The 12619-nt window shown below is 54.1% G+C and carries 15 protein-coding genes; 2 read left to right on the top strand and 13 right to left on the bottom strand.

What is annotated here, in order from left to right; genetic code table 11:
- Positions 1 to 54: 54 nt before the first annotated feature.
- Complete coding sequence (locus ACQ86N_RS17505; RefSeq protein WP_431216267.1) at positions 55 to 456, bottom strand: DUF4256 domain-containing protein; 402 nt, start codon at positions 454 to 456, stop codon at positions 55 to 57.
- Positions 457 to 861: 405 nt separating this feature from the next.
- Positions 862 to 1716, bottom strand: a complete 855-nt coding sequence (locus ACQ86N_RS17500; protein ID WP_431216266.1) for a CPBP family intramembrane glutamic endopeptidase — start codon at positions 1714 to 1716, stop codon at positions 862 to 864.
- Between the two features lie 332 nt (positions 1717 to 2048).
- On the opposite strand from ACQ86N_RS17500, the gene ACQ86N_RS17495 reads away from it, so the two are divergent.
- Together ACQ86N_RS17495 and ACQ86N_RS17490 are read left to right on the top strand one after the other, a co-directional pair.
- On the top strand, positions 2049 to 2255 hold the full coding sequence (locus ACQ86N_RS17495) for a hypothetical protein (protein ID WP_431216265.1): 207 nt from the start codon (positions 2049 to 2051) through the stop codon (positions 2253 to 2255).
- On the top strand, positions 2248 to 2589 hold the full coding sequence (locus ACQ86N_RS17490; RefSeq protein ID WP_431216264.1) for a hypothetical protein: 342 nt from the start codon (positions 2248 to 2250) through the stop codon (positions 2587 to 2589). Before ACQ86N_RS17495 ends, ACQ86N_RS17490 begins: the two co-directional genes overlap by 8 nt.
- Before the next feature lie 300 nt (positions 2590 to 2889).
- On the opposite strand, the gene purU is transcribed toward ACQ86N_RS17490, so the two are convergent.
- From purU to ACQ86N_RS17435, 11 genes are all read right to left on the bottom strand, one after another.
- On the bottom strand, positions 2890 to 3693 hold the full coding sequence (purU, locus tag ACQ86N_RS17485; protein WP_431216263.1) for a formyltetrahydrofolate deformylase: 804 nt from the start codon (positions 3691 to 3693) through the stop codon (positions 2890 to 2892).
- 113 nt (positions 3694 to 3806) lie between these two features.
- Positions 3807 to 4187, bottom strand: a complete 381-nt coding sequence (locus ACQ86N_RS17480) for an ROK family protein (protein ID WP_431217456.1) — start codon at positions 4185 to 4187, stop codon at positions 3807 to 3809.
- On the bottom strand, positions 4174 to 4746 hold the full coding sequence (locus tag ACQ86N_RS17475) for an ROK family protein (RefSeq protein ID WP_431216262.1): 573 nt from the start codon (positions 4744 to 4746) through the stop codon (positions 4174 to 4176). The genes ACQ86N_RS17480 and ACQ86N_RS17475 overlap by 14 nt, the downstream gene beginning before the upstream one ends.
- 242 nt (positions 4747 to 4988) lie before the next feature.
- Entirely contained in the window at positions 4989 to 5144 is a 156-nt protein-coding gene (locus tag ACQ86N_RS17470; protein WP_431216261.1) for a hypothetical protein, read from the bottom strand.
- A 34-nt stretch (positions 5145 to 5178) separates the two neighbouring features.
- Positions 5179 to 5490: a hypothetical protein gene (locus ACQ86N_RS17465; RefSeq protein WP_431216260.1), complete on the bottom strand. Its 312-nt coding sequence runs from the start codon at positions 5488 to 5490 to the stop codon at positions 5179 to 5181.
- 115 nt (positions 5491 to 5605) lie between these two features.
- The gene (locus ACQ86N_RS17460; RefSeq protein ID WP_431216259.1) at positions 5606 to 5989 is read right to left on the bottom strand and encodes a DUF3828 domain-containing protein; all 384 of its coding nucleotides are present in this window, start codon (positions 5987 to 5989) and stop codon (positions 5606 to 5608) included.
- Between the two features lie 86 nt (positions 5990 to 6075).
- Positions 6076 to 6315 carry a hypothetical protein gene (locus ACQ86N_RS17455; protein ID WP_431216258.1) on the bottom strand — a complete coding sequence of 80 codons (240 nt, stop codon included), beginning with the start codon at positions 6313 to 6315 and terminating at the stop codon, positions 6076 to 6078.
- Positions 6316 to 6433: 118 nt separating this feature from the next.
- On the bottom strand, positions 6434 to 8344 hold the full coding sequence (locus ACQ86N_RS17450) for an RHS repeat-associated core domain-containing protein (protein ID WP_431216257.1): 1911 nt from the start codon (positions 8342 to 8344) through the stop codon (positions 6434 to 6436).
- A complete protein-coding gene (locus ACQ86N_RS17445; protein WP_431216256.1) occupies positions 8341 to 8559 on the bottom strand; it encodes a hypothetical protein in 219 nt (72 codons plus the stop codon). Before ACQ86N_RS17445 ends, ACQ86N_RS17450 begins: the two co-directional genes overlap by 4 nt.
- A gap of 22 nt (positions 8560 to 8581) precedes the next feature.
- The gene (locus tag ACQ86N_RS17440) at positions 8582 to 9457 is read right to left on the bottom strand and encodes a hypothetical protein (protein ID WP_431216255.1); all 876 of its coding nucleotides are present in this window, start codon (positions 9455 to 9457) and stop codon (positions 8582 to 8584) included.
- Positions 9408 to 10427, bottom strand: a complete 1020-nt coding sequence (locus ACQ86N_RS17435) for a toxin TcdB middle/N-terminal domain-containing protein (RefSeq protein WP_431217455.1) — start codon at positions 10425 to 10427, stop codon at positions 9408 to 9410. Before ACQ86N_RS17435 ends, ACQ86N_RS17440 begins: the two co-directional genes overlap by 50 nt.
- Positions 10428 to 12619 lie beyond the last annotated feature (2192 nt).

Below are 12619 nucleotides of genomic sequence, written 5' to 3'. Positions count from 1 at the left end.
TTGGCAGCGCCGGTGTGTTTTGTCAGACAGTTAGTGACCCAATGAATTGATCCGTCAGACCCGCAGCGATCCGCGGAAGCCGCGGGCGGCGTAGTAGGAGGACGCGCCGTTGTGGTAGGTGAAGACGTGGTCGTAGCGGCGATCGCAGAAGATGGCGCCGCCGAGGGCCCGGATGGGTTCCGGTGTTTTTATCCAGCTGGAGGTCTTGGTGTCGAATTTTCCGAGTTGCTGGAGGGTGCGGTATTCGTCCTCCGTGAGGATGTTGATGCCAATGGCGGCGGCCATATCGAGGGCGCTGTCGACCGGTGGGGCGTCTTTGCGGGAATCGAGGGCGTCGCGGTCGTAGCAGAGACTGCGGCGTTCTTTTGGGCTTTCGGGTGAGCAGTCGAAGAAAATAAATTCGCCGGTTGACGCGTCGTGGCCGACCACGTCGGGTTCGCCGCCGGTGAGTTCCATTTCGTTGAGCGTCCAGAGTCCCTTTGGGCTGGCGGATAGCCCTTGCCTGAACCTTTGACCAGTCGAGGCCTTTGTGGCGGGCTGTGTTCTTTTCGAACCGTGCTTTGAGGGTTTTGAGCAGGGTGTCGCGTTGTTCGGCTGTCAGTTGTTTCTTTGTGTTACTCATGGTTATTCCGGGGATTTGTTCCTGGCGATAAAGCTACAGGCTCCGGTTTATATTTTGTTTGCCGGGACGAAAAAGCCAGGGCGCCTGGCGGGCGGATCTATGCGGGGTTATGGTCGAAATAGATGGCTTTAGCCGTGGGCTGGTTTTGACGCGGGGTTTGGCTCCTGGGCCGGTTTTTCTGCGAGGAATGTTTGTCTTATAATTAACATTATGTTAAATAGAATAATCGAAGGAGAACCTTATTTATCCCCTAAACCGGACCGTATCATTTTTTCCGGGTAAATGCTCTCCTTTCCGTTTCGCCGGATGAAAAGTTCCATTGCAATAAGACTTGCTGCGAGTAAGCAGCCTTGTACGGATAAACCAATAAGTTCTGTCCTGGCAAGATGGCTTTCCGGAAAGCTGATCTTCCATAGCAATCCCTTACCCCCGTTAAGACCAATGATATTTTGCAGGACATTAACTGAAATATGGATACCGGCTGGCAGGGCAATGCCCCGTGACCACACTGCCGCCAGGCCGAAAACAAAAGACCAGACAAAAGGGCCTGCGAGGGCAACGTAAATGCTCCATCCCATTGAAATATGGTAAAGTGCAAATGCAAGCGCGATGATCAGTAATGTTACCCGTATTCCGAAAACCTGATTAAGCCGGACCAGGGGATAAGACCGGAAAGCTACTTCTTCCATTAAGCCCAGGGGTATAAAAGTCAGGTAGGCGATCAGGGTGTAACCATCTGCGTTCCAGGGGATGCGTTGCAGCCTCCCACCACTATATCCTGCTAGAATGAGCACCATGACAAAGAAGATACAGCTGCCCAGCAGAAAACCTTTAAAAAAACGAAATAGCGTACCTTTTTCCCAAAGCAATCCGATCGAAGTAAAGGAACTTTTCTCCCACCTAAGAAAAATCCAGGTGACAAGGAAAGCAGCAAGGGTTCCGGATATCCAGTTGCTAAAGCCCGGAAGGTGACTCTTTCCCGGGAAAAAGCTGCCAATGAACCCTCCGGTCATGTATATTCCGACAAAAGTCATCCAGTATAAAAGAATCCGGATTGTTATCTTCCCCCTCCCGGTAATGGTCGCATGTTTCATTATGTGCATTTTGGATTAGGTCAAAAAATATTACCTTGAAAGGAAAATGCTTTACGCCATAAGGAGTTGACGTAAGAATGGCGGGAAATTATATATTTAATTACTTATGGATCAGATAAAAGAAAATTCGATTGCTATTTGGTCTTGTTTTGATCTTAGGCACTTTCTGCATTCATTGCACAATCCCCCAGATTTCCGGAGACCGAATTTGAAGCGTTTTTGTCTCTGGTCGGTGATAACTGCTGGTATATACGGTGATTTTATTCAGGATCTGGAAATAGTCCGGGCCCCAAAAAAACGAGATAAACTATTTAAATTCAATTCCCCAAACCATGAAACAAACCTTCAGACAAAGGCTTTGGAAAATAAGCCGGTGGTTCATTGCCCTATTTTTCCTGATGCTGGCTTTTCGATTGCTGTATGGATATGTCGTTGCGGATGCGACACATGAAGCCGGCTTGTCGAATCGATTCTTTATCACGCTGGATAATGTCAAAAAAATTACGCCTCCGACAATAGAATCTGGCTTTATTGAATGATCTGAAGTCCAGAGGCGGAGCCATCGGCGATTATATCCAATTACACGATAAGATACTGCAGGTAGAGTTACAGCTGCAGGAGTTGGGTGTGGAGCTGGGAAATTTCGATGCCGAAAATGAGTTCTGTACGGTTAAATTCTCGTTGTTCGAGGCTGCCACGGCACAAAGGATCGGTTTTGGACAAAGAATAAAGGTCGCACTGGAATGGACGTTAAAGTATTACGGTATGCTGATCTTCTCGCTGCTGGGGCTGGTGACGTTCATTTTTATTCTACTCCTGATCGTCGACAAACTGAAGGTGGTTAACCTTGTGACCAATAAACTTAACGAATAGATCGAAGCTGGACGTGAGATCGACGATCTTGCCGAAGAAGATCGACATGATGAATGCGCCGGCCTGCAGGAATCCGGTGGTGGTGGTCAGTTTCATCTCCTGTTCGGAAAACTTCTTCCCTTCCTGCAGGTAGTTGGGCATCCAGGCGACGAAGAAATAGTTGGCCCACTGGATGCAGAAATAGGACGCGATCAGGAGCCATAACGAAGGATGGCGGCCGACGAGGCGCCAGTCGAAGCCGCAAGGGGAATGGGATACCTGAAGCTAGCGGAAATTATTCAAACACCACCTGTTTTGTTTTTATACACCAGCACCCGGTCGTCGAACACCAGGCGGAGGGCCCGGGCCGAGGACGGACGTCTCGATCTCTTTGCCGGCTTTCATCATGGCGGCGGCGGTGTAGGAATGGTTTACGGGGATGGTTTGCTGGGCGATGATGGGGCCTTCGTCGAGCTGATCGGTGACGAAATGGGCGGTGGCACCGATGAGTTTGACTCCCCTATCGAATGCCTGGCGATAGGGGTTGGCGCCGACGAATGCGGGAAGGAAGGAATGGTGGATATTGATGATACGGGCGGGAAAGGTCTTTACAAAGTCCGGGGACAGGATACGCATGAATTTTGCCAGGACGATATAGTCCGGCTGAAGGCGCAGGAGAATGTCCATGATCTGCTGTTCGAAAATCGCCTTTTCCAGCTGTTCGTGGGAGATATGGGTAAAGGGGATCTCAAAACGGCGGCAGATATCCTCCATGGCGGGATAGTTGCCGATGACGTGCTGAACCGATGCACCGAGGGTTTTGAAATGGTTGCGTATAAGTATATCCGATAGACAATGGTATTCTTTTGTTACCAGCACGACGATCTTTTTCTCGGGCTGGGGATTGATGGAGATGATGGCTTCGCCGGGAAGCAGGGGTGTCAGTTGTAGCAGGAGGTGGTCCTTTGGCGTTTCGCCGTCCACTTCTATCCGTATAAAAAAGCGGTTGTCGGAGGGGTCGACGTGCTCGCGAAGGGAAACTATATTGAGTCCCTGCCGTGCGAGCACGCCGGTAATGGCGGCCACGAGTCCAATCTGGTCCCTGCATTGAATGACGACGATCATTGAGACAAGTTCGGAATTATGGCGTAGCCGGCAAAATTTTGGTCTTTACTGCATTAGCAATGACATGTAGCAGGTTGTTGTGATACGGCGTGAATGGTGGCGGCGGCTGCCGGCTACCGTATCGATGGGGCGCCATTGAAGGCCAGCGCGGCTGCGCCGAGGAAGCCGGCTTTGTTGCCGAGCAGGGCGGCTTTTATGACAGTATTGAGGGAGGTTTCTTTCATGGCTCTCTGCATGGTCCGTTCGCGGATGGCGTCGATATAAAAGTCGCCTGATTCGGAGATGCCTCCGCCGATGACGATCAGCTGGGGGCTGAAGATATTGATGAGACCGGCCAGGCCGACGGCCAGATAGTCGAAATGACGGTTCATAGCCTGTACGGCGGGTTGCTCGCCGTCGAGGTATTTTGAGACGATGGAATTGCCGGTGGTATCTCCTGAGGTATTATCGGTGATATCGCCGGACCGGCTTGTGAGATTTTTATAGTCTGCGATGAGCGCTTTGACGGAGGCGTGCGCTTCCGAGACAGCCTCTTCCGCCGCAGCCGCAGGGGTTGCCCTGGGACTCGACGATGATATGACCGAGTTCCGACCCCCTATTACGGTATCCCGAGTATTGTTCGCCATTCACGACCATTGCGCCGCCGATGCCTGTACCGATGGTGAGGAACAGGGCGTCGGTGGCACCGCGGGCGGCTCCGTAGCGCCATTCGGCGAGGCCCATCAGGTTGGCGTCATTGCCGACTGCAATTCTCGCGCCGGTTGCCGCGCCAAGTCGGGCGGCGAGGGGCATTCCATCGAGATCGGGGAGGTTGGTGAAGCATCCGGTGACGATGCCGTCCTCGATGATTGCGGGTACTCCGATGCCAATTGTTTCGGGGACGCTATTGGACGCCCTGCTGACCTCGGTGATGATGTCGAGGATATTTTCATATACGGTAGTTTGGGGCTGATGGGTCGGTCTGATCGACTCATAGCCGATATTGCCCGACGAATCCGCCAGCCCATATTTTATATTGGTGCCGCCGATGTCTATTCCGATAGCGTGTAGCATAGCTAAAGTTAGTTAATGTGTGGCTATTCGGGCGCCGCCTGCCGGTCGATGAGGCAGATGGTGTTGGGGTGGAGCAATAAAAAGGACGCGGGAAACCCGGGTGTGACGCCATTCTGAGACAAAAAGTGCGGTGGTTATTTGCCTTTTGGACGAGTCGCTGATGAGGAGAAGGATCATTTTTGACTGAAGTATATCGCCGACGCCCATGGTCAGACCGTAGGTCGGGGATTTTCCGGCGGCGGTTACCATGGTATGGTTGAGTGTTGTGGGGCCAGTTGGGCGACGTGAAAGCGGGGCTGGAGCCAGTCGGCTGGTTCGTTGAGGGCGATATGGCCGTTGATTCCGATGCCGAGTATGCAGCAGTCGGCCGGACCTGTTGCGGCAAGGCGGGCCCGCATGCGGCGGCATTCCTCTTCCGGGTCGGCCGGATCGCTATCGAAAGAGATATAGCGGGTGGGGTCGATATTCAAGTGGCTCCGAGGACGTGGCTCCGGAGGTAAGATTCGCAGGTTCCCGGGTTGTCGGGGGGATGCCACCCCATTCGTCGAGCTTGAGTACGCGCATGGCTGCAAAGCGTTCAGGCCGGCGGCCGCACTCTTCGGCCAGCAGCTGGTAGGTTCTCGTGGGGCTGTTGCCGGTGGCTGCGCAGAGCAGCATGTCCTTTTTTGCGTCAAGCTGACGAAAAAGGACCTCCGCCGCATGACGGCTGAGGTCCTCGTATGTATCCAGGATATTTATTTCCATGGACTTAAAGATAGGATATTTTGTATCGGGATCGCCGCCGCCCGGCAAGAACTACCAGACGTCCCTTATTTTAAGGGCTCCATTCCGCCTGTTTACGATCAGATGGATCACCGGTTTATATTTCCCCTGATTGGCAACATAGGAAAAAGTGTATACGTCCGCCTTTTTTGGCTCTTTTCCCGAAAGTAAAGGTCTTCAAACTGGCCGTATCGACGTCCTGGGCTTTCAGAAAGGGATCATAGTCCAATTCTCCGGACTCCGACTTTTTGTTGATCTTGCTAAGCAGCTGGCTATCGCAATATTTCTTCATTATGGCATCCAGTTTTTTTGCTGAATGAGGAAGATCATTAAACGCGAGAATATAGCTCGTATAGAAGGTTTTCAACTGCGCGAACACTTCTTTTTTGTCAGCAGTGCTGTCCTGCCCCTTAACCTGACCACACAGCAGAATCCCAAATAATGCGCAAAGGATGACGGGTAACTTTGCATTGAAGGCCATAATTGTTCGATTTTGATTCTCCATAATAACAACAATTTATCAGATTCCAAAGATATTCTTCTATTGCTTTTTCGGATACCGGTAAATTACGTAGGGATCCGGGGATCTTTACGATAGGCTTCACCGGGTGTAAAGTAGTTCTGCTTGAAGTCCGAGACCCACTGGGTTCCATTGTACATGGCAATATGTCCGTTCTCGTGCCCTTCAAATCCTTCGAACACGACCACGTCGCCGTTAGTGGGCGTATAGTCCGACGCTGTTACGTCTTTTGTCAGCACCTGGAATCCCCAGCGTTTAAGATATGGTCCATAATCCGCGGCAGGCACCGGGTGGTCTTTTGTGTTGATCCCACCGGCTTCAATCGCAAGTCGTACATAGTGCGCGCATGCGTGCTGAGATTTTGTGCCTGCATTTTTATTCAACACCGTTAAGGCGTCCGGTATATTAAACCCTGTATGTTGCGTAACGTCGTGGTTCTGGGGTGCCGCAGCGGGTTTTACACTGGGAGGTGTAGCCGCGTTGGTAGCCGGCGCCGCCGCAGGCGCCGGAGCAGCAGGCGTCCTTCCCGGTGCACTGGCAGGTGTTGAGGCAAGTGGAAGGCGTCGAGCCGCCGGCCGGGGAAGAAGGCGTACAGGTCCGGCAATCCTTTTTCTTAACGGTAATGGTAACGACGTTGCCGTTAACGGTAACTACCGGGTCCGGCCCTCCTATGGGGTTCATGCCCGTAGGATCCATATATCGCACCGGATTATCAAACCCGAAATTATACGGACTCCAGCCCGGCATTTTCTCTGTCATGGGATCCACGCTCGCCCAGATACTCGTCCTCGGATCGTAGTATCTCGCTCCAAAATAGTACAGGCCTGTTTCCCCATCCAATTCCTTCCCATTGAACAGATACGGTATCGCATCCGTGTTGCTATGCTCGTCCACAAAAGTCTCTCCGAAGGCAAAGTACTCCAGGTGCTGATAGACCTCCCCCGAACCATCCGTTACGTAACTGGTGCTTCCCAGATGATCGGGGTGATAGAAGTAAAGGAAATCCGCGCCGCCGGTCTGGCCGCCGGCAGCGTTTCCATCTTTGTAGTGCCCGTATGCATAGTGGTTGCCGTTATTGTTGGGATTGGCGTTGGCCCATGGCGTGCCGCTGCCCGAGGCGCCGCTGTTGCCCTGCCCCGTCGCTGCTCTTGCATTCGTTCCCGTGGCTGCTGCCGCGGCGCTGTCGGTGGTCAGTATGGCCTGCTGGTCACGGTCGATCCCCTTCTCTAAAAGTTGTTCTTTATTCTTCCAGGAGATGCTGCTTCCGGCGTCCGCGGCGACGACCTGCTTGTCCCAGCCATGCTCCAGACGCGTCGTGATCCGTTGGGTTTCGATAAAATAGTGGTTGGAGTATTCGCCGCTCTTCACCACCACGTAAGGGTTGACATAGACGGTAAAATTACCCATCCCTCCGGAATTGCTGGTGTTGTTTCCGTTGAGATATACCGCCTGACCGGAACCATTGCCCTTCAGCACCCTCTCGCCGTCGGCATCATAAACATAGCTGTTGAGCTGGCCGTTCTCGGATACGCTCCGCAGTCTGTTCTCTTCGTCCCATACCATTTTCTGCCGCTGTCCTGTCTTGTCATCCGTCCAGCCGGTCTCGTTGCCGTCAGCATCATAGGTGTAGGTCTGGCTGCCGATATGCGTCGCGGTATGCGGCTGCTTTGTATCGTAGGTATAGGAAAAGTCATAGGTTGTCTTATTCTGTGAGATCCATTTGCCGTTGCCATTGGGGCTCTTATCGTTGGTCTGCGTCTTTCGGGTAATGCCGCCCACGCTGTTGTATGCTATCGTCATGCTGTACCTATCCTGTTCATGGGGTCCCTTGAAGGAACCGGTGGCATTGGTCAGGCGGTACAGGTCGTCATAGGTATAGTTGTACTGGGATGACCCGCCCATCAGGCTGCTCGAAGGCACAGGCGCATTGTTGGTAAGGCTAAGGATATTGTCCACCTTGTCATACGCATAATCGTTGTCCATGATGCGCCGGCCGTTGCCCGTCGTTACGACAAGGTTTTGGAGGCGGCGGCGATCGGGTTCATATGAATAACTGGTCTGCGTACCATTTGCATAAGCCAGGAACACCCTCGATTCGAACTTGTCGTAGCCAAGCTGCTGCGCATAGCTGGTCACCTGGCCTGCCCGGTTGCCACTCATCGATAGCAGCGTCCCGCCGAGATTATAGCTATAGTTCACCACTTCGCTGTCCGGATAGATCATGGAGGTCAGTCTGAACCAGGTATCATAGTTCCACTGGGTCACATAGGTCCGCTGGCCAAATCCAGGGACTACCACGGTGCGTACAGTTTTCACCGTCTCACCCAGGGGCCATAGAAAAATTCCTGAGCCCCTGTCCCATCTTCCTGTACGACCACCTTGCCGGCGCGGTTGAAGGCCGATCCGGCCGCCCCATACGTATAATTCACATTATTCTCGGGATTGTTGGGATAGGTGATATTCGTAACCCTGTTGAAATCGTAACTATATGTGATAGCCGCGTTATCCTTACTCAGATTGGCTGTAACCACTTTGGTGATGTTGCTCGCCGGATCATAAGTATACTGAGTGGTTCCCCTGGTCCGGGTGCGTCCGGCTCACGCGTCGTCCCATCATATCATACTGCGAGCTGGTCGTCGCGCCGATATCATCGGTAGACGTCAACTGCTGATTGATGGCATCATAAGTGAAGCTGGTCCAGACGTCGCCCGAGGAGGTATGGCTTTTCTGCGCTGCGGTCAGACCACGGACATTGATAAACTGCTCTGTCAGTTTGCCATTGGCATCCTGTGTCTTCCTGCTGAACTGCGGCCGCTGTGTACGGTCGCTGCCAAAGCCAAAACTATGCTGCGTCACCGATCCGTCAGGCTGTGTAGTGGTCAGCATCCTGTCCAGCACGTCATAGGTGATGCGCGTCGGAGTTATGTTGTCAAACGACTGATCGAACACGCTATCACTTCCCTTGTCTTCGGTCACCGGGTAATAAGACGCTGCCTGGCGGCCAAGGCCGTCGAACAGGATCCTGCCGGTGACGATCATCTGTTCCTTGTCGTCCCTACCCTTCCCCTGGAAAATGGCGACGTCTTTCTTGGTTTGCAGCAGGCGCTGCAGACCGTCCATGAAGGTCACCGTCTCCATGTCATTGCCCGGATGGGCGGGATCATAGTGGGCGGTATGCGCCCACGGTACGGCCGATAGCGGGTGATAGTCGAACCGGATGGTATAGGGTACTCCGGCCGCGAGTTCATAAGGACCCGTTACCTGGACCACCCTGCCTGCGTCGTCCAATTGGTAATGGATGGTGTTGCCGTTAATATCTACCGAGCTAAGCGCGCGTCCGAACCGATAGTCAAATGTCTCCTGTGAGCTATACCCATAGCTATTGGATGTCCTGACGATGAACTGGTGCAGCTTGGTCGTCGAATACATAATTCAGCTGAAAGCGCTGGCCTTTCGCATTGGCCGGGCTGGTCATGCCGGTCATGTTGCCATAACCGTCATATGCGATGTCATGCACGGCGGTGCTTCCATCGCTCAAATACTGTCTGATCTCCTTCACGTCACCTGTCTGGCTGTCGATCGTACTTTCCCGTTTGCGATAGGTGGCGCCCGACCCGGTCACTACGATCGACTTCGGCGACCCGACAATATATTTATCAGCAATATTGTAATAAGTAACGGCTGCGCTGATATCATCGGCCACACCCGGGTCTCCAAAATCGGTATATTGGGTAATATTCCCTTTTGTATCATAACCATAGGTCAAATAGGTCGACTTACCCGCCTGAGACTGCCCCTCATAATATTTATAGTCAACCCGGCTCAGCGCCACGAATGCCGCACCCGCGTCATTGGACTTATAAGAATCCGGCAGTATTGTGCCGGTGGCGATATCGTGCAGTTCGTAGGTATTGATCGTCTCTGTGTATTTTTTCCCGTCGCCGCTTTGCACCAGGTTGGATTGCATAATCCCCTTCGTGTAGAAGTTGTCGTTGGCGTAGTTTTCGGTAACAGTAGTATAAACCGTGTTGCCATTCGCCGCATCGTGGCTAAAGGTGTGAACGGTCCCGAAACCATAAAACTCCCGTTCGTCCCTGTCATAGTGTCCGCCGGCATAGCCGAAGGTCGTCAGGAGGGTATCCGGGCCGTCGCCTTTGAAGCCGTCGAATGTCTTCACGGATGTCAGCGCCCATACGCTGTTGGGCATCTGCCAGGTGTTGCCCATGCGCTGGTAGTCGAGCCAGAAGGCGGCGCCCATCGGTCGGTTGACGGATCGCAGCAGGTTGGTGCGTCCGATCGTCGACAGGGCAACGGACAGGTTGTCATCCTTTGTCGAGCTGATATAGTCCGGATATCCGTCACCGTTGATGTCCTGTATCTTCACGAGTTCGCGGGCCATCCCGTCGCCGATGTCCGCGCTGGCGTTGACGATCAGCTTGATGGTAAATATGGGGAAACCGATGGTGAAGGCCAGGTTACCGGATTCGGAGGTGCTGCTGTTGGATTCAATGGTGCCGGCTCCTGTCCAGTTGATGGTCTGGGGGCTGAAGCCGTTGCCCGTATTGAGGCGTACCTGCAGGGGCTGGCCGACTGAGCTGGTCACCCAGTCCGGCAATCCGTCGCCATTCATGTCCTGCAGCACGATGCTGCTGCTGTTCTCCGACCGCGAGAGGCTGAAGCCTACTGCGAAGCTCTTGTGGCCGGTGACAAGGCCGAGGCCTGCGCCGCCGCTGAAGGAATGGCTGTTGCCGTACTGAACCTGGTCGAAGCCCCAGTCTTCCTCGGGTGCAAACGCGTAACCGAGGTTGAGGGCTACGTGGTGGTTGGACTGGTTGACCCGGTCGGGCAGTCCGTCGCCGTTCATGTCAAGGTAGACATATTCGGACGTGCTGGAACCGTTGACGATGCCTGCGTTGCCGCTGACGCTGATGCTGGCGCTGCCGGCGTTGGTCTGTGCGTTGCCGGCGTCGGACTGTTGTTCACCCGTGGGCGAGCTGTGAAACACAGAAGTAGGTATGCTGGCCGAACCTGTCAGGGTCACCCCCGTAGTATTGGCAGATGTCTGCTGTATCGATCCGCCGCCTGTGGTCCTGTTGGACAGGCCCCCGCGTGCGTCCGTATATTGAATGGTATTCTGACCGACGACGTCCGGATAGCGGTCGCCGTTGAGGTCCATGAATTCCGTGAGCGTCTTCGTTGTAGAATTGGAGATGCTTCCGCTGCCGCCGATGCCTCCGATGCCCGCACCTGCCGTAAAGGAGATGCTCGATACCTTGCTGACCTTGTCGATACCGGGAATACCCGTCCCGTTGCCGGTGTTGATGATCAGCGGGCTCAGGTCTTTCTGACCCATGCGGCTGCTGTTCATGTTACCCCCTTTGACAAATACTTCGGGATCATATCCGCCCCAGCGCTGCTGGCTGCCGCTGGCCAGCAGGACGATGAAGGCGTCTTTTTTGGGGTCGTAGGTCTGTCCGGCCGTCAGCTGGCTGCCGTCCTGCCCGGACAGCGCCGTAGGATCGACGCCCTGCTGTTTGCTCTGGATCTGGTCGCTGGGATGGAGCTGACCCTCGTCGATGGGTTGGGTGGCATGATCCCGGTTGCCATTCCAGGCGAACTGTCCCCAGCCGCGGTAGAAGCTGCCGAAGATGATATCCTCTTCTTTGCCATTTTTTGGCATGGCTGACCAGAGGCCCGCTGTTGTCTGGCCTATAAGGTCGCCGCTGATAGCGGCCGTCGCGCCGGTGATGGCAGCGGCCAGGGCGCCGTTGGCGACGTGGTATTCGATATAAATAAGGTCGTTGTTGCGGACATTCACGTTGAGTGCATAGGTGCCGGGCTGGATCGCGCCGTTCTGAACTGGCATGGAGACCTCGCCGAGCAGTATTCCCTGTTGCTTGACGGAGAAGACGATCGTACCCAGGCTTGCCTGGCCGATGGCCTGCAGGGGGTTGATCGTCACTTGTGGCGTGACCGTGATCGTGTGCTGTGCCGCGTCGCCGAGTACGATCTTATAGGGCAGACTGGGCTGCAGGCCGTTGGCCAGCAGCGTATACTGGCACACGGCGGCGGTCTGTACAGAAGTCTGTGACAGGTCGATGCCGGCGTCGGTAGTACTGGTAAAGGTCATGGTCGGCTGCCAGTTGACCGATGTCCAGTCGATATTGGTTGGCGAGGAGACGAGGAAACCATATTGAGCAGTATTGCTGACCGTGATATTGTCGAGAGAGACAGTGGTATTCACCGCCTGGTCGTGCGCGAAGGTCTGCTGCCAGATGGTGGAGGTCGTTCCGTCTGAGGCCGTTTGCCGGATCATCAGCGTGACGTCGTCGGTGGTCACGGGTTTGACAAATGGTCCACCGATATGGACCTGGCCGTTGAGCGGCGGGGTCACCGTCTGTGTGCTGCTGAGGATAAAATCCTTTGTAGCGTCGAAATGATATTGGGTCTTGCCGTTGGCGTCGGCTGCGCTGAGGTCCTGACCAGTGTAGTCGATGACGGGCGCCCAGTTGACCGAGTCATAGGAGCCGTTGTCGATAGAGCCGACGCGGAAGTAGATGCGGTCTCCTTTCTGTACAGTGAGACCGGTGA

This window comes from Puia sp. P3, assembly GCF_050632245.1.
Lineage (GTDB): Bacteria > Bacteroidota > Bacteroidia > Chitinophagales > Chitinophagaceae > Puia.
Note: the sequence above shows the minus strand (reverse complement) of the source record. Positions and strands in the feature narration are given on the sequence as shown.